This window comes from Microbacterium sp. Y832 (assembly GCF_057669765.1).
In genome coordinates, this window is record NZ_JBYHFM010000002.1 from 525460 (window position 1) to 541915 (window position 16456).

General features: G+C 70.0%; 15 protein-coding genes. 13 read left to right on the forward strand and 2 right to left on the reverse strand.

The genetic code is table 11. The features are described 5' to 3' along the window. The first annotated feature begins 123 nt into the window (after positions 1 to 123). The 6 genes from AC25YV_RS05290 (at position 124) to AC25YV_RS05315 (ending at position 7463) form a co-directional block, all read left to right on the forward strand. Positions 124 to 972, forward strand: coding sequence for a nitrilase-related carbon-nitrogen hydrolase (locus tag AC25YV_RS05290; protein WP_488122781.1), 849 nt, complete (start codon positions 124 to 126; stop codon positions 970 to 972). Continuing rightward, the gene (gene hydA / locus AC25YV_RS05295; protein WP_488122782.1) at positions 969 to 2432 is read left to right on the forward strand and encodes a dihydropyrimidinase; all 1464 of its coding nucleotides are present in this window, start codon (positions 969 to 971) and stop codon (positions 2430 to 2432) included. The genes AC25YV_RS05290 and hydA overlap by 4 nt, the downstream gene beginning before the upstream one ends. A gap of 1 nt (position 2433) precedes the next feature. Next, entirely contained in the window at positions 2434 to 3450 is a 1017-nt protein-coding gene (locus tag AC25YV_RS05300) for a TIGR03842 family LLM class F420-dependent oxidoreductase (RefSeq protein WP_488122783.1), read from the forward strand. A 78-nt stretch (positions 3451 to 3528) separates the two neighbouring features. Further along, entirely contained in the window at positions 3529 to 4479 is a 951-nt protein-coding gene (locus AC25YV_RS05305; protein WP_488122784.1) for an ABC transporter substrate-binding protein, read from the forward strand. A gap of 120 nt (positions 4480 to 4599) precedes the next feature. Next, positions 4600 to 5916 carry an aminotransferase class III-fold pyridoxal phosphate-dependent enzyme gene (locus tag AC25YV_RS05310; RefSeq protein ID WP_488122785.1) on the forward strand — a complete coding sequence of 439 codons (1317 nt, stop codon included), beginning with the start codon at positions 4600 to 4602 and terminating at the stop codon, positions 5914 to 5916. A gap of 47 nt (positions 5917 to 5963) precedes the next feature. Then, complete coding sequence (locus AC25YV_RS05315) at positions 5964 to 7463, forward strand: CoA-acylating methylmalonate-semialdehyde dehydrogenase (protein ID WP_488122786.1); 1500 nt, start codon at positions 5964 to 5966, stop codon at positions 7461 to 7463. Between the two features lie 5 nt (positions 7464 to 7468). Here AC25YV_RS05315 and AC25YV_RS05320 read toward each other — a convergent pair whose 3' ends face one another. After that, a complete protein-coding gene (locus tag AC25YV_RS05320; RefSeq protein ID WP_488122787.1) occupies positions 7469 to 7915 on the reverse strand; it encodes an Lrp/AsnC family transcriptional regulator in 447 nt (148 codons plus the stop codon). Between the two features lie 79 nt (positions 7916 to 7994). On the opposite strand from AC25YV_RS05320, the gene AC25YV_RS05325 reads away from it, so the two are divergent. Genes AC25YV_RS05325 through AC25YV_RS05335 form a run of 3 tightly spaced genes read left to right on the forward strand, consistent with a single transcriptional unit; the run spans position 7995 to position 11268 of the window. Continuing rightward, a complete protein-coding gene (locus AC25YV_RS05325; RefSeq protein ID WP_488122788.1) occupies positions 7995 to 9425 on the forward strand; it encodes a DUF6421 family protein in 1431 nt (476 codons plus the stop codon). Then, entirely contained in the window at positions 9418 to 10143 is a 726-nt protein-coding gene (locus AC25YV_RS05330; protein WP_488122789.1) for an SDR family NAD(P)-dependent oxidoreductase, read from the forward strand. The genes AC25YV_RS05325 and AC25YV_RS05330 overlap by 8 nt, the downstream gene beginning before the upstream one ends. 27 nt (positions 10144 to 10170) lie before the next feature. Next, positions 10171 to 11268, forward strand: a complete 1098-nt coding sequence (locus AC25YV_RS05335) for a threonine aldolase family protein (RefSeq protein WP_488122790.1) — start codon at positions 10171 to 10173, stop codon at positions 11266 to 11268. Between the two features lie 57 nt (positions 11269 to 11325). Here AC25YV_RS05335 and AC25YV_RS05340 read toward each other — a convergent pair whose 3' ends face one another. Further along, positions 11326 to 11913, reverse strand: a complete 588-nt coding sequence (locus AC25YV_RS05340; protein WP_488122791.1) for an NUDIX hydrolase family protein — start codon at positions 11911 to 11913, stop codon at positions 11326 to 11328. A 39-nt stretch (positions 11914 to 11952) separates the two neighbouring features. On the opposite strand from AC25YV_RS05340, the gene AC25YV_RS05345 reads away from it, so the two are divergent. From AC25YV_RS05345 to AC25YV_RS05360, 4 genes are all read left to right on the forward strand, one after another. Continuing rightward, positions 11953 to 12624: an alpha/beta hydrolase gene (locus AC25YV_RS05345; protein ID WP_488122792.1), complete on the forward strand. Its 672-nt coding sequence runs from the start codon at positions 11953 to 11955 to the stop codon at positions 12622 to 12624. Next, positions 12621 to 13283, forward strand: coding sequence for an alanine racemase (locus tag AC25YV_RS05350; protein WP_488122793.1), 663 nt, complete (start codon positions 12621 to 12623; stop codon positions 13281 to 13283). Before AC25YV_RS05345 ends, AC25YV_RS05350 begins: the two co-directional genes overlap by 4 nt. Continuing rightward, positions 13280 to 14317, forward strand: a complete 1038-nt coding sequence (locus AC25YV_RS05355) for an alanine racemase (RefSeq protein WP_488122794.1) — start codon at positions 13280 to 13282, stop codon at positions 14315 to 14317. Before AC25YV_RS05350 ends, AC25YV_RS05355 begins: the two co-directional genes overlap by 4 nt. A 399-nt stretch (positions 14318 to 14716) precedes the next feature. Further along, on the forward strand, positions 14717 to 16327 hold the full coding sequence (locus tag AC25YV_RS05360) for an ABC-F family ATP-binding cassette domain-containing protein (protein ID WP_488122795.1): 1611 nt from the start codon (positions 14717 to 14719) through the stop codon (positions 16325 to 16327). Positions 16328 to 16456 lie beyond the last annotated feature (129 nt).

Here is a 16456-nt window from a genome sequence, read left to right on the forward strand (position 1 = left end):
TCTGGCGATGTATCCCGACTGGACCCCTTGCCGGGTGTCGGCACCAGGCTCTACTGTCCCGAGACGGGCTGAATCCAGCGGCGGGACCTGATCGAGGACGATCCGGTCGACGAAGGAGACACGATGACGACGGTACGCGCGGCGATCTCGCAGACGACGTGGACAGGCGACAAGGAGTCGATGCTCGACAAGCACGAGCGCTTCGCGCGGGATGCCGCAGCGCAGGGCGCGCAGGTGATCTGCTTCCAGGAGCTGTTCTACGGCCCGTACTTCGGCATCACGCAAGACAAGAAGTACTACCGCTACGCCGAAGCCGCGGATGGCCCGATCGTCCAGCGCTTCGCGTCGCTCGCGAAGGAACTCGGCATCGTGACGGTGCTCCCCATCTACGAAGAAGCCGCGACCGGCGTCTACTACAACACCTCCGTCCTCGTCGATGCGGACGGCACGATCCTGGGCACGTACCGCAAGCACCACCTGCCGCACCTCGACCGGTTCTGGGAGAAGTTCTACTTCCGTCCGGGCAATCTCGGCTATCCCGTCTTCGAGACGGCGGTCGGTCGCGTCGGCATGTACATCTGCTACGACCGGCACTTTCCCGAGGGATGGCGCGAATTGGGTCTCAACGACGCGCACATGGTGTTCAACCCGAACGCGACCAAGCCGGGGCTGTCGAACCGGCTGTGGGAGGTCGAAGGACCGGCCGCCGCTGTCGCCAACGGGTACTTCGTGCTTCAGCCGAACCGCGTCGGGCGGGAGGACAACGAGTACGGCGACCTCGCCGTGGATTTCTACGGCACGAGCCAGATCATCGACCCCCGCGGTGACTTCGTCGGCGAGCGCGGTTCGGGCGAGCACGAGGAGCTGCTCGTGCGCGACCTCGACATGGACATGGTGCTCGAGATGCGCGACGACTGGCAGTTCTACCGGGACCGCCGGCCCGACTCCTACACCGGGATCGCGAAGCCATGAGCACGACACTCATCACCGGCGGCACGGTCGTCTCGGCGACGGGGCGCGCGCGGGCCGACGTGCTGATCGACGGTGAGACGATCGCGGCCGTGCTCGCGCCGGGTTCGCAGCTGCTCGGCACCGATGTCGCGGCATCCGTCGACCGGGTGATCGATGCGACCGGCAAGTATGTCATCCCGGGCGGGATCGACGCGCACACCCACATGCAGCTGCCGTTCGGCGGCACGAACGCGAGCGACACGTTCGAGACGGGCACGCGCGCGGCAGCGTGGGGCGGCACGACGTCGATCATCGACTTCGCCGTGCAGCGCCAGGGCGAGCGCGTGCAGGACGGCCTCGCACGCTGGCACGAGCTCGCGGCGGGCAACTGCGCCGTGGACTACGGCTTCCACCAGATCGTCGGGGGTGTCGATGAGGACTCGCTGCAGGCGCTGCGCGGGCTCGTCGACGAGGGCATCTCGAGTTTCAAGCTGTTCATGGCGTACCCGGGTGTCTTCTACTCCGACGACGCGCAGGTTCTGCGCGCGATGCAGGTGAGTCGCGACACGGGCATGCTCACGATGATGCACGCCGAGAACGGGCCGGCGATAGACGTCCTCGCGGCGCAGCTCGTGGACCGCGGCGAGACCTCCCCGTACTTCCACGGCATCGCCCGCGCCTGGCAGATGGAGGAAGAAGCCACGCACCGCGCGATCATGCTCGCGAACCTCACGGGCGCGCCTCTGTACGTCGTGCACGTCAGCGCGAAGCAGGCCGTCGAGCAGCTCGCCTGGGCGCGCGACAAGGGCCAGAACGTGTTCGGCGAGACATGCCCGCAGTACCTCTACCTGTCGCTCGAAGAGCAGCTGGGCGCATCGAGCGAGCGGTGGGGGGCGTTCGAGGGGGCGAAGTGGGTGTGCTCGACGCCGCTGCGCTCGCGCGCCGAGGGGCACCAGGATCACATGTGGCAGGCGCTGCGGACGAACGACCTGCAGATGGTGTCGACCGACCACTGTCCGTTCTGCATGAAGGACCAGAAGGAGCTCGGGCTCGGCGACTTCCGTGCGATCCCGAACGGCATCGGCTCGATCGAGCACCGCATCGACCTCATGTACCAGGGGGTCGTGACGGGTCGGATCGCCCTCGAGCGGTGGGTGGAGCTGACGTCGACGACGCCGGCGCGCATGTTCGGGCTGTATGGGCGCAAGGGCGTCATCCAGCCCGGTGCCGACGGCGACGTCGTCGTCTACGACCCGCACGGGCACACGACGATCGGGATGCCGGTGGACGAGAACGGCAGCCCCACGGGCCGCACCCACCACATGAACATGGATCATTCGGCGTGGGAGGGGTTCGAGATCGACGGGCACGTCGACACCGTGCTCTCGCGCGGGCGGGTCATCGTCGATGGCGGCGAGTATCTCGGCGCGAAGGGCGACGGACGGTTCCTCAAGCGCGGCCTGTCGCAGTACCTGGTGTGACGTGGACTTCGGCGTCGTTCTGCAGACCAATCCGCCCGCCGCGCGCACCGTGCAGCTGGCAAAGCTCGCCGAGTCGCACGGGTTCAGCCATGTGTGGACCTTCGACTCGCACCTGCTGTGGCAGGAGCCGTATGTCATCCACTCTGCGATCCTCGCCGAGACGCATCGCGTCACAGTCGGCCCCTTCGTCACCAATCCCGCGACGCGCGACTGGACGGTGACGGCGTCGGTCTTCGCGACGCTCAACGAGATGTACGGCAACCGCACCGTGTGCGGGATCGGACGCGGCGACTCCGCCGTGCGCGTCACGGGCGGCAAACCCACGACCCTGGCCGAGCTGCGCGAGGCGGTCCACGTCATCCGCGAACTCGGCAATTCGCGCGCGGTCGAACACAACGGCGCGACGCTGCAGTTCCCGTGGAGCCGCGGATCGAGCCTGGATGTCTGGGTGGCGGCATATGGCCCGTTGGCGCTCCGACTGACCGGAGAGGTCGGCGACGGGTTCATCCTGCAATTGGCCGACCTCGACATCGCCGAATGGATGATCACGACGGTGAAGGATGCCGCCGCCGCGGCGGGCCGCGACCCCGACTCGCTTGCCATCTGCGTCGCGGCGCCCATGTACGTCGGCGACGACGTCGCGCACATGCGAGACCAGTGCCGGTGGTTCGGGGGGATGGTGGGCAACCACGTCGCCGACATCGTCGCGAAGTACGGTCACCACGGCGCGGTGCCCGACGCACTCACGGCGTACATCGCGGGGCGCACGGGCTACGACTACAACACGCACGGAAAGGCCGACAATGACCACGTCGACTTCGTGCCCGACGAGATCGTCGACCGCTTCTGCATCCTCGGCACGGCTGACGAGCACATCACCAAGCTGAAGCGACTGCGGGATCTCGGCGTGACGCAGTTCGCGGGCTACCTGCAGCACGACAGCAAGGAAGAGACGCTGCGCGTCTACGGCGAGACCGTCATCCCCGCCCTCACCGGCCACGCCCCCGCCACGCGCTGATCACGGGGCCGGTGTACGCCCGGGACGGGCGTCCGCCGCGTCGGCGCGAGGGGTTAGCGTGGAACGGTGAGCGAAGGGATGAGGCGAAGCGTCCGGGGCGCCGCGATCGCACTCGCGATCGGGCTCGTCGCGACCGGATGCACCGTCGATGGCGAGGCGCCGCCCCCCGTACGAGCGCTCGAAGACGACGACGCCGTCGAGCTCGTGCCGATCACGCTGCACCTGCCCGACACGGGCGGCGCGCGTGTCGCGGGCTACGTCGTCGCTGTCGATCTCGGCTACTACACCGATGCGGGCCTCGAGGTCGAGATCGTCGTGCCCGACGACGAGACGCCTCCGTCCGATCTCCCGTCCGAGCAGCTGCCGGACTTCACCGTCGCCGACCTGCCCTGGGCCATCACTCTGGCCGAGGCGGACGCCGACGACGCCGACGCCGACGAATCCGGCGCCGACGAGCCCGACCCCCAGGACACCGCCCCCGACGAGCCCGACCCCCAGGACAGCGACCCCGAAGAACCCGACATCGACCCCGATGCCGACTCGGACGGGAACGACACCGTGCTCGCCATCGCCCAGAACTTCGTCGCCGCGGCATCCGCCGCCCCCGCGGGGTCCGACGCGGTCTGGACCGACGCGGTCTGGGCCGATGCGGCGCGAATCGAGGCCGACGAGGACTACGCCGATGCGGCCGTACGCTTCATCGCGGCCTCGACGAAGGGCTGGATCTACGCCCGGGACTCCCCCGACGAGGCGGCCAAGATCGTTCGTGCCGCCGGCCCGGCGCCCGACGGATCACCGACGCTGAGAGACGTCAACGCCCTGCTCTGGCCGGCCGAAGCGGGCTTCGGCATCATCGACGACGAAGAATGGCAGGAAGCCGTCGAGGCCGCCCGTGAGACGCTGGCCGACGCGCCCCGTCGTCTTCTCGATGGCGACGGCCCGGCCGTGCCGTACACGAACGAGTACATCGAGCGGGCGCTGGACGCCCTCGAGGGCGAGCGCATCGACATCACCGGCGACGGCCGCTGAAGTCCGCGGCCGGACGTTCCGTCTCGCATCCGCCGTCGATGACCTCTTCTGTACCTTGACCCCGCGCCGCCGGGGGACCAACGTAGCCAGGAGACCCCGCGCCACCGGTTGGAGAACGACATGACAGAAGACCTGGATGCTGAGACGACGCGCCTCGACCGCGCTCATGTGTTCCACTCGTGGTCGGCGCAGGGCTCGCTGTCGCTGCCGGTCGTCGCCGGCGCCCAGGGCGCGCGGGTGTGGGATCACGCCGGCAACCGCCTGCTCGACTTCTCGAGCCAGCTCGTCAACGTCAACATCGGTCACCAGCATCCGGCCGTCGTCGCGGCCATCCAGGAGCAGGCCGCGACGCTCGCCACGATCGGCCCCGCAACGGCGAATCTGACGCGGGCACGCGCCGCCGAGCGCATCGCGCAGAAGGCGCCCGAGGGGATGAACAAGGTCTTCTTCACCAACGGCGGCGCCGACGCCGTCGAGAACGCGATCCGCATGGCCCGCCTGCACACGGGCCGGGACACCGTGCTGTCGACGTACCGGTCGTACCACGGCAACACCGGCGCGGCGATCGTTGCGACCGGCGACTGGCGCCGCTTTCCCAACCAGTACGCGCGCGGACACGTGCACTTCTTCGGGCCCTTCCTGTACCGCACCGAGTTCTGGGCCACGACGCCCGAGGAGGAATGCGAGCGCGCTCTGCACCACCTGTCGCGCGTCATCGAGTCCGAGGGGCCGCAGACGATCGCGGCGATCCTGCTCGAGTCGGTGCCGGGCACGGCGGGGATCATTCCTCCGCCGCCGGGGTACCTCGCCGGCGTGCGGGCGCTGGCCGACAAGCACGGCATCGTCCTCATCCTCGACGAGGTGATGGCCGGCTTCGGCCGCACGGGCAACTGGTTCGCCTTCGAGGGCCACGGTGGCGAGCCCGACCTCATCGCTTTCGCGAAGGGCGTCAACTCCGGCTATGTCCCCGTCGGCGGCGTCATCATCTCCGACGCGATCGCGGAGACCTTCGATGACCGCGTGTTCCCCGGTGGCCTGACGTATTCGGGGCACCCGCTGGCGGCGGCATCCATCATCGCGGCGATCGATGCCATGCAGAACGAAGGGATCGTCGAGAACGCACGGCGCATCGGCGACGAGGCCATCGGGCCCGGCCTCGCGCAGCTCGCCGAGGACCATCCACTCATCGGCGAGGTGCGCGGCGAGGGCGTGTTCTGGGCGCTCGACCTCGTGAGTGATCGCGAGACGCGCGAACCCGTCGGGGGCGACACCATCGCCCGGCTCAAGAAGGAGCTCATGGCACGAGGGCTCATGCCTTTCACGGCGGAGAACCGCATCCACGTCGTGCCGCCGTGCATCGTCACGGTCGATGAGGTGGCCGAAGCCATGGCGATCTACGACGATGCGCTGGCGAGCGTCGAAGCGGATCTCGCCTGAGCAGGCGCGTTCGCTCGTTCGAATCTGTCGACGAGGAGGGAAACACGATGACCGAGCACACGATCCTCGATCACTGGGTCGGCGGGGCTGCCTGGGCCGGTACCGGGACCCGCATGGGCGATGTCTACAACCCCGCACGGGGCACCGTGCAGAAGTCGGTGCGCTTCGCCTCGGCCGATGATGTCGCCGCGGTGGTCGACATCGCGTCGGATGCCGCACTGTCCTGGCGCGACGCGTCAATCGCCAAGCGCCAGACCGTCATGTTCGCCTTCCGAGAGCTGCTCAATGCGCGCAAACAGGAACTCGCCGAGATCCTCACCGCCGAGCACGGCAAGGTGCTCTCGGACGCCCTCGGCGAGATCGCGCGAGGCCTGGAGGTCGTCGAGTTCGCGTGCGGACTGGGGCACCTGACGAAGGGCGCGTACTCCGAGAACGTCTCGACCCAGATCGACGTGTACACGCTGCGCCAGCCGCTCGGCGTCGTGGGCATCATCAGCCCCTTCAACTTTCCGGCGATGGTGCCGCTGTGGTTCTTCTCGATCGCGGTCGCGGCGGGCAACGCCGTCGTGCTGAAGCCCAGCGAGAAGGACCCGAGCGCGGCGAACTGGCTCGCCGAGCTCTTCACCGAGGCAGGGCTTCCGGACGGAGTGTTCAACGTCGTGCACGGCGACAAGGAAGCCGTTGACGCGCTGCTGGCGAGCCCCGACGTGAGCGCCGTCTCGTTCGTGGGCTCGACGCCCATCGCGAAGTACGTCTACGAGACGGCGACGGCCTCCGGCAAGCGCGTGCAGGCCTTCGGCGGCGCGAAGAACCACATGCTCGTGCTGCCTGACGCCGACCTCGACCTCGCCGCCGATGCCGCCGTCAACGCCGGGTTCGGCTCGGCCGGAGAACGCTGCATGGCCATCTCGGTCGTGCTCGCCGTCGACGCGGTCGCCGACGTGCTCGCCGCCAAGATCGCCGAGCGGATGAGCACGCTGCGCACGGGTGACGGCATGCGCGGCTGCGACATGGGGCCCCTCATCACGAAGGTGCACCGCGACAAGGTCGCGTCCTACATCGATGTCGCGGCATCCGATGGCGCCGAGGTCGTCGTCGACGGACGAGACGTCGAGGTCGACGGCGAGGCCGACGGTTTCTGGCTCGGCCCCACCCTCATCGACCGGGTGCCCACGTCGTCGACCGTGTACACCGACGAGATCTTCGGCCCTGTGCTGTCGATCGTGCGCGTGGAGGGCTACGAAGAGGGCGTGGCGATCATCAACGGCAGCCCGTATGCGAACGGCACGGCGATCTTCACCAACGACGGCGGCGCGGCTCGACGCTTCCAGCGCGAGGCGACGGTGGGGATGATCGGCGTCAATGTGCCGATCCCGGTTCCCGTCGCGTACCACTCGTTCGGCGGGTGGAAGGCGTCGCTGTTCGGTGATGCGAAGGCATACGGCCCCCACGGGTTTGACTTCTTCACCGCCGAGAAGGCCATCACGTCACGCTGGCTCGACCCGTCGCACGGCGGCCTCAACCTGGGCTTCCCCCAGCACGACTGACCGGCTCACGCCGGTTCGACGGGGCGGTTCTCGAAAAAGGTCTGCAGCACGACCGTCGTCCGGGTGCTGACAGATGCCGCCTGGCGGATGTCCCGGATGAGCGTTTCAAGGTCGCGCGGGCTCGCGACGCGAACGAACAGCATGTACGCGGCCTCACCGGCGACCGAGTGACACGCCTCGATCTCGCGGAGGTGCTCCAGCAGCTCGGGAGCGTTGTCGGGCTGGCCCGGGTCGAGCGGCGTGATCTCGATGAACGCCGACAGCGATTTTCCGACCGCCTCGGGGTTGAGGAGCGCCCGGTATCCCACGATGACGCCGCGCGTCTCGAGCCGCCGCAGTCGCGCTTGCACCGCCGACACCGACAGCCCCACGGCGTGGGAGATCTGAGCGAGGGTGGCGCGCGCATCGAGCGAGACCGCTTCGATGATGCGGAGGTCGACAGCATCTTCCATACGTGGAAGAATACCGGCAGCAGAGCCTGTTTGCCGGAAATATTCCGGTGGCTGCAGCCAAGAGCGATCGGAGGTCTCCATGTCCCTGACCCAGCACACCCGTGCCGCGCAGGTCGTCGTCGGTGAGCCCGAGGTCGTCGAGGACGCCCCGACCAGCGCCGGCGTCGAGACCAGCGCCGCATGGCTGCGTCTGAAAGATGCCGCGATCGCACTGCAGGCCATCCAGGCCAAGGACGGTTCCGTCCCCGCGGCCCCGGACCACGACGCCGCCCGCGACCACGTCGAGGCGATCACGGGAGCGATCCGCGAGCTCAGACCGCGATTCCCGCACGACGCGGAGTACCTCGAGGCCAGCGTGCGCGACTTCGAGCGCTGGGCCGCCGCGGATTTCGGCGTGCCGGACTTCTACGACTCTCTCGTGGCCTTCCAGCCACAGCGGAACCGCATCGACGGCACCCGCCACCTCGTCGTCTTTCCGATGTACACGCAGAACGGGTCGCCGAACCGCTTCGTCGAGGCGCTCATCGTTCAGGCGATCTGGCCGGAGTTCATCGCCCAGCTCGAGACCGAGTACACCAACCGGCTCTTCGTCTCGCTGCGGCTCGTCGACTTCACGCCGGGGTACGACACGAACTCGGCCGTGCTCTTTCCCGAGACCGTGGCGATGCGCGAGGTCCCCACGTTCACGTGGGGTGCGATCTTCCAGGACCGCGAAGCGGCGCGCTATCGGCGGGTCGTACGTGCGGCGGCTGACATCACGAAGCTCGACCTGCCGGCCGATGCGGCGCGCATGCTCGATGACCAGGACCTCACGGAGAAGACGTTCGTGATGTGGGACATCATCCACGACCGCACGCACATGCGCGGCGACCTGCCGTTCGACCCCTTCATGATCAAGCAGCGGATGCCGTACTTCCTGTATTCGCTCGAAGAGCTGCGCTGCGATCTCACGGCCTTCCGCGAGAGCGTTGCGATCGAGAAGCGCCTGAGCGCCGCGGATGCCCTCACGCCGACCGAATCCGAGATGCTCGAACACGCCGGGCTCGTGCAGTACGCCGTCATCTTCGACCGGATCTTCCGGTTCGCGATCACGGGCTCGCGCGTGCGCAACTACGACGGGCTCGGGGGGCAGCTGCTGTTCGCGTGGCTCCACCAGCGCGGCGTGCTGCACTGGACCGATACGGCCCTCACATTCGACTGGGACGACGTGCCGTCCGCCGTCGTCGCACTCGGCGATGCGATCGACGACCTGTACTGGCGCTCGATCGACCGCCCGAAGACGGCGCACTGGCTCGCCGCCTATGACCTCGTGCGCGGCACTCTGACGCCGCACCCGGCGTCGCAATGGGCGCGCGGACTGCCGACCGAAGTGCTCGCCGGGCCCCCGAAGGGCTACACCGACGCCGTGATGGACGATGAGTTCCCGCTGTCGATGTTCTTCGAGGCGCTCGAGAAGAAGATGCGTCCGGTCATCGAGTCGACGACGGGAATCCGCGCGGGCGATGAGTGAGCCCGGGGTGCGCGGACGCCTCGTCCTGATCGCGGGGGCGACCAGCGACGCCGGTCTGGCGCTGACGCGGGCGCTGGTCGCTGCCGGCGCCCGCGTCGTCGCGGTGGGGCGGGATGCCGCGGCGTTGCAGCGGCTCGAAGACCTCGGGGCGGCCCCTCGGCGAGCCGACGAACCGGCGAGCGATGTCGGCGGCGTCCGGACCGAGCTGTGCGACCTCACCGACGAAGCTGCCGTCGCGACGCTCGCGGAGCGCGTGCACGAGGCAGACGGTCCGGTCGACGGCGTCGCGCACCTCGTCGGCGGATGGCGCGGAGGCGGAGGCCTGGCCGGACAGTCCGACGCGGACTACCGGTTCCTCGAACAGTCGTTCACGGCGCTTCGCCACGTGTCGCGCGCCTTCGACGCGGATCTGCGGTCCTCCGAGGCCGGACGCCTCGCGATCGTGTCGTCGACCGCGGTCGCACGTCCCCTCGCGGGCGGGGCGAACTACGCTGCCGTGAAAGCCGCGAGCGAAGCCTGGGCGCGCGCCGTGGCTCAGGGCTTCGCGAAGGCGGCCCGTGACGCAGACGAGCCGCTGCGGGCGGCATCCGTGGTCTTTCGCGTGAAGAGCCTGTCCGGTCTCGAGGAGGCCCTCGCGCAAAGGTTCACCGATCTGTGGATGACCGACGCCGCCGAGGTGAATGACACGGTCGTCGAGCTCACCGACCCCACCCTGTGACCTGATCTCGAACTAGATTGGACCCTCGTGACCACGCTCCACGACTCCGCCGTCCGCGGCTTCGCCTCGGACAACTACTCCGGCATCCACCCCGACGTGCTCGCGGCCATCGCCGCAGCGAACGACGGGCACCAGGTGGCCTACGGCGAAGACGTCTACACAGAACGCCTGCAGGCCGTGATGGCGCAGCACTTCGGTGACGGAGTCGAAGCGTTCCCCGTGTTCAACGGAACGGGAGCCAACGTCGTCGGTCTGCAGTCGATGCTCCCCCGCTGGGGCGCCGTCATCGCCGCCGGCACGGCGCACATCAACGTCGACGAGGGCGGGGCCCCCGAGCGCGTCGCCGGCATCAAGCTGCTCACGGTGCCGACCGACGATGGAAAGCTCACGCCCGACCTGATCGACCGAGAGGCGTGGGGCTGGGGCGACGAGCACCGGGCGCAGCCGCTCGTCGTGTCGATCACGCAGTCGACCGAGCTCGGCACCCTGTACACGGTCGACGAGATTCAGGCGATCACCGCCCACGCCCACGCGCTCGGCATGCGCGTGCACCTGGACGGCGCACGCATCTCGAACGCCGCCGCCTCGCTGGGCCTGCCGCTGCGCGCGTTCACGCGCGACGCCGGCGTCGACGTGCTGAGCTTCGGCGGCACGAAGAACGGCGCGATGCTCGGCGAGGCCGTCGTCGTCCTCGATCCCGCCGCGTCGACCGGCCTCACCTACCTGCGCAAGCTCGACATGCAGCTCGCGTCGAAGATGCGGTTCGTCTCGGCGCAGCTCATCGCCCTTCTGGACGGCGACCTGTGGCTGCGCAACGCGTCGCACTCGAACGCCATGGCGCAGCGTCTGCGTGCCGGCGTCGAGGCGGGACTCGCCGACGGCTCGATCCGCGGTGTCGCGTTCACGCAGCCGACGCAGGCCAACGGCGTGTTCGCAACGCTGCCCGCCGGCGTCGGCGACCGTCTGCGTGAGACATTCCGCTTCTACGACTGGGGCGCCGCCACCGACGACGACGGCAAGCCGACGGGTGAGACCGAGGTGCGCTGGATGTGCTCGTTCGACACGACCGAGTCCGATATCGACGCCTTCGTCGCGGCGATCGCGCGCGAGACGGCGGCCGCGTAGATCTAGCTCGCGGGCTGACCATCGACGCGGCGCCGGGGCCGCATCGTGGTCCCGGCGTCAGCGCAGCGCGCCCACACTCGCGAGAGCGAGGCGGATGAGCGTGCCCCGACCGCCCTCCATCTCGGCGGCGAGACTGTCGGATGCTGCTTCTTCCGGCGGCATCCACGTCACTTCGAGGGCATCCTGGCGCGGTTCGCACGTGCCCGTGACGGGCACGACGAACGCGAGCGACACGGCGTGCTGCCGGTCGTCGTGGTACGGGCTCACGCCCGGGATCGGAAAGTACTCGGCGACCGTGAACGGCGTCGGCTGCGGCGGCAGGAGGGGGAACGCCATGGGCCCCAGGTCATCTTCGAGGTGGCGGAACAGCGCGTCGCGCACCGTCTCTCCGTAGCGCACGCGGCCGGACACGATCGTGCGCTTGATTTCGCCGAGAGGCGTCGCACGCAGCAGGATGCCGACATCGATGACCTGCCCCATGCCGTCGACGCGCACCGGGATGCCCTCGACATAGAGCATCGGCAGGCGGCGACGGCACTCGGCGAGCTCGACGTCGGACAGCCAGCCGGGATTCGAGACATCGCCCTGCGACGAGCCGAACGGCTGCTCGTCTGCCGGTTCGGGATCAGGGGTGCGCACGGACATGCTTTCTGTATACCTCACGATGCCTGGAAAGATGGTCGCATGGCTGAGTTCCCCGCACTCGAGACGCCGGCACTGGATTCCACCGTCGTGCAGTGGTCGGTCCCGCGCGGTGAGCGTGCAGGTCGGCCTCTGCTCGTGCTGCTGCACGGCTACGGGGCCGATGAGCACGACCTGTTCGGGCTCGCGACGCACTTCCCCGACGAATACGTCGTCGCCTCCGTGCGCGCTCCGCTCGCCCCGCCGTGGCCCTCGCCGGGCTACTCGTGGTACCCGATCGAAGGCCTCGACAGCCGCGACCCGCGGCACCTCACTGCGGCGGCATCCCGGGTGCTCGAGTGGGTGGATGCCACGGCCGAGAGCGAGACCGTCGGGCTGCTCGGGTTCTCACAGGGCGCCGCCATCGCCGTGCAGGCGATGCGCCTCGACCCCGCGCGGTTCGCCTTCGCCGTCGCACTGAGCGGCTATGTCTCGCCCGGCGACCTGCCCCGCGACGAAGAGCTCGCCGAACGGCGCCCGCCCGTCTTCTGGGGGCGCGGCACGCTCGACGAGGTCATTCCCGCCCCGCTGGTCATGCACACGACGCAGTGGCTGCCCGACCATGTCGAGCTGAGCGGCCGCGTCTATCCCGGCTTGGCGCACGGGGTCTCCGAAGACGAGGTCGCCGATGTGCGGGCCTTCCTGACCAAGCAGCTCGAGTCAGGCGACGCGTGACGAGCCTCACGGCGCACATCTCGCGGTCGGCGCTGGCCGGCAACGCGACATCCGCCCTCGCGCAGGGCGACGGGGTCGCCGACCTGCGCCGCGACGCGTGGGGGCACGGGTTGCCCCTCGTCGCCGACGTGCTCGCGGGCGCGGGCGTGCGTGCGGCCGCGATCGATGAGGTCGATCGTGCCGCCCTGACGGCGGCCGGACTCACGGCGGCGACCGAGCCGACGATCAACGGCGCCCTGCTGTTCGGGTTGCCCGGGTCAGGCGGCATACCCGTGCTCCGGCTGTCCGCGCGCGTGCTGTCGATCAAGTCGCTGCGCCGCGGTGAGGGCGTCTCGTACGGGTTCACCCACCGCGCAGCGAGGGACACGCGCGTCGCGCTCGTCGAGGGGGGGTATGGTCAGGGACTCCCCCGCGCGATCGGCAACGCCGTGTCGGTCGACATCGAGGGCGCAGCGCACCCCGTCGTCGGTCGCATCGCGATGGACGTCTGCGTCGTCGACATCGGCGAGGCCCCCGTCGGCGTCGGCGCCGAGGTCGTGTACTTCGGCGGCGAGGGCCGGAGGGCTGGGCTGGCGGGATGGGCGGAGGCGTCGGGGCTGAGCGCCGCCGAGATCGTCTGCGCCATCGGGCTGCACACGAGACGGGTGGATGCCGCATGAGCGGCCCCGTCCTGCGCGTGGATCTCGACCGGATCCGAGCGAACCTCGACACGCTGCGGCAGCGCGTCGCCCCGGCCGATGTCATGTTCGTCGTGAAGGACGACGCGTACGGGCACGGAGTGGACGCCGTGGCCCTGACCGCTGCGGCGGCGGGAATCGACTGGTTCGGATCGTTCAGCATCGCAACGGGCCTGCGCGTCCGCGAGGCAGTGCCGGCCGCACGGATCTTCGCGTGGGCGACGTCATCCGCCGCCGAGGTCGACGCGGCGATCGATGCGCGCCTCGACCTGGGTGTCGGCGACGCCGGGTATCTCGACCTCGTCGCGGCGCGCGCCGCGGGGCGCGCCGTGCGCGTGCACCTCAAGATCGACACGGGACTGCACCGCAACGGCGTGCGGCCCGAAGACTGGCCGGTCTTCGTCGGGCGGGCGGCCGAGCACGAGGCGGCGGGCGACATCGTCGTGGCGGGCATCTGGAGCCACATCGCCGAAGCGAGCGACGCCGACGACGACCGCGCCCGCGCAGAGTTCGACCGCGCCGTGGATCTCGCCCGCGCCGCGGGCCTCACCCCTGACGTGCGGCACCTCGCGGCGAGCGCCGCGGGCCACGCGCGACCCGAGTTCCGCAACGACCTCGTGCGCTTCGGGGCGTTCGGCTACGGCGTGCGGTCCGCGGACGGTCCTGTGCTGCCGGGCATCGTGCCCTCCGCGGCGCTCGTCGCCCCCGTCGTACGCGTCGACGGCGACGATGCCGTCGTCGGTCTCGGGGCCCTCGACGGACTGCCCTCGACACTCGGCGGCCGGATCACGGTGGGGACGCCTGCGGGAGCACGCGCGCTGCGTCGCGTCGACCTCGCCGAAAGCGTCGTCGACGCGTGGCCGCACGCGCAGGTCGGCGACGAGGTGACCCTGTTCGGTCCCGGCACGCAGGGCGAATCCGACCCGACGACGCTCGGCGAGGCGATCGACACGGTCGGCGAAGAGATCCTCGTGCGGGTCTCGCCGCTCATCCCCCGCGAGTACACGGGCGGCTGATCGGAGCCGGCGGCGGGGGCGTGGGCGTGCACAGCGTCGGGCCTGCCAGCCGACACTCCGCGTCGCAGCTCGTCCCTACCGGCGTGTCGCCACGACCACCCGACACTGTGCACGGCGCGCGAGGCACGGGGCACCGGGCACAGGTGCGCCGCCGCACCGCATCCGGTATCGTGTCGTGCGCTCCTGTCCCTCGTGTGAGGAAGTCCGTTGAAGAGAATCGACGCGCCCGCGCTGTAATCGCGCCGCATCCGTCGTCCTCGACGCAGCCACGGCTGCTCAGGACCCGCTGTCGGCGCCCCTCCCCTCGCGCTGACAGTCGGTCCTCCGCTCTGCACCCGGCTTCGCCGTGCGTGCCGCGTCGGTGTCGTGTGTCTGCGCACCCGACACGAACGGAGCCGCATGCCTGCTCACACCCTCACCCCCTCCCTCATCCTCGACCGCGTCTCGTACGCCTGGTCCGACGGCACGATCGCCGTCAGCGACGTCTCGGGCGCGTTCGGCTCCGGCCGCACGGGCCTGGTCGGCCGCAACGGCTCGGGCAAGTCGACGCTGCTGCGCCTCATCGCGGGCGACCTCGTGCCCGACAGCGGGCACATCACGAGAACAGCGGATGCCGCATACCTTCCGCAGCGCCTCACCCTCGACGTCGCACGCCCTGTCGCCGACCTACTCGGCGTGGGCGACGCGCTGCGCGGCCTGCGGGCGATCGAGTCCGGAGACCCCGACCCGCGACGCTTCGACGCCGTCGGCGACGAGTGGGACGTCGAGGCGCGCGCCCACGCGGCCCTCGCCGAGGCGGGGCTCGACCCCACCATGCTCGACCGGTGCGTCGGCGAGCTATCCGGCGGCGAAGCCGTGCTGACCGCGATCGCCGGCATCCGTCTCTCGGCGGCGCCGATCGTACTGCTCGATGAGCCGACCAACAACCTCGACCGCGACGCCCGGGTTCGGCTGTACGACATGGTGCGCACGTGGCGCGGCGCCCTCGTCGTCGTCAGTCACGACACGGCGCTGCTCGACCTGATGGATGACACCGCCGAGCTGTACGACAGCGAGCTGTCGGTCTTCGGCGGCCCCTACTCGGCGTGGCGGGAGTGGCTCGACACCGAGCAGGATGCCGCGCGTCAGGCGGAGCGCGCGGCGGTCCAGGCCTTGCGCCGCGAGAAGCGCGAGCGGATCGAGGCCGAGACGACGATCGCCCGGCGACAGCAGATGGGCCGAAAGGCGCACGCCGAGAAGCGACTGCCGAAGATCGTCATGAACGCACGCAAGCGCGAGGCGCAGGTCTCGGCCGGCAAGCTGCGCGGCGAGAAGGCCGAGCGCGAAGCGGCGGCGCGCTCAGCGCTCGACGCCGCCGAGCGGCGCGTGCGCGACGATGACGCCGTCGTGATCGACCTGCCCGACCCCGGTGTCGCGGCGGGGCGCCGCATCGCGACACTCGTCGACGGCGAGCGCGCCTGGATCGTGCAGGGGCCCGAGCGGGTCGCCCTCATCGGCCCGAACGGCAGCGGCAAGACGACGCTGCTCGAGCGGCTCGTCGGGGCGTCCCCGCCTCGCGCCGCCGCGCTCGGCGGCGCCTACGCAGAGCTGCACACCGACCGCGTGGGGTACCTGCCGCAACGCGTCGACGGGCTCGATGAGGCGGCATCCGTTCTCGAGAACGTCGCGGCGGTCGCCCCGGGGGTCGGAGCGGTCGAGCTGCGTAACCGGCTCGCTCGGTTCCTCATCCGCGGCGCGGCCGTCGAACGGCCCGTGTCGACGCTGTCGGGCGGGGAGCGGTTCCGGGTCGCGCTCGCGCGGCTGATGCTGGCTGACCCGCCGCCGCAGCTGCTCGTCTTCGACGAGCCGACGAACAACCTCGACCTCGACACGGTCGACCGCTTCGTCGCGGCGCTGTCGGCGTACCGCGGCGCCGTGCTCGTCGTGAGCCACGACGACGCGTTCCTCAAGCGGATCGGCGTCGACCTGACGGTCGAGCTGTCGCGCGATGGGACGCTGAGAGAGGTGTGAGCCCGGGGCATAGAGCACCGAGCGGGCACACTGTCGGGCCCGCGGGACGACACGCCGTGAAGCAGGAACGCCGGGCCGGCGTGTCGCGGCACAGACCCGACACGGTGCACGGGCATCGGTACGCCTCGG

Excerpts from the sequence above, each read along its gene's own strand:
- AC25YV_RS05290 (WP_488122781.1), top strand. The coding sequence starts at position 124 with ATGACGACGGTACGCGCGGCGATCTCGCAGACGACGTGGACAGGCGAC.
- hydA (WP_488122782.1), top strand. The coding sequence starts at position 969 with ATGAGCACGACACTCATCACCGGCGGCACGGTCGTCTCGGCGACGGGG.
- AC25YV_RS05305 (WP_488122784.1), top strand. The coding sequence starts at position 3,529 with ATGAGGCGAAGCGTCCGGGGCGCCGCGATCGCACTCGCGATCGGGCTC.
- AC25YV_RS05310 (WP_488122785.1), top strand. The coding sequence starts at position 4,600 with ATGACAGAAGACCTGGATGCTGAGACGACGCGCCTCGACCGCGCTCAT.
- AC25YV_RS05315 (WP_488122786.1), top strand. The coding sequence starts at position 5,964 with ATGACCGAGCACACGATCCTCGATCACTGGGTCGGCGGGGCTGCCTGG.
- AC25YV_RS05320 (WP_488122787.1), bottom strand. The coding sequence starts at position 7,915 with ATGGAAGATGCTGTCGACCTCCGCATCATCGAAGCGGTCTCGCTCGAT.
- AC25YV_RS05325 (WP_488122788.1), top strand. The coding sequence starts at position 7,995 with ATGTCCCTGACCCAGCACACCCGTGCCGCGCAGGTCGTCGTCGGTGAG.
- AC25YV_RS05330 (WP_488122789.1), top strand. The coding sequence starts at position 9,418 with ATGAGTGAGCCCGGGGTGCGCGGACGCCTCGTCCTGATCGCGGGGGCG.
- AC25YV_RS05340 (WP_488122791.1), bottom strand. The coding sequence starts at position 11,913 with ATGTCCGTGCGCACCCCTGATCCCGAACCGGCAGACGAGCAGCCGTTC.
- AC25YV_RS05345 (WP_488122792.1), top strand. The coding sequence starts at position 11,953 with ATGGCTGAGTTCCCCGCACTCGAGACGCCGGCACTGGATTCCACCGTC.
- AC25YV_RS05355 (WP_488122794.1), top strand. The coding sequence starts at position 13,280 with ATGAGCGGCCCCGTCCTGCGCGTGGATCTCGACCGGATCCGAGCGAAC.
- AC25YV_RS05360 (WP_488122795.1), top strand. The coding sequence starts at position 14,717 with ATGCCTGCTCACACCCTCACCCCCTCCCTCATCCTCGACCGCGTCTCG.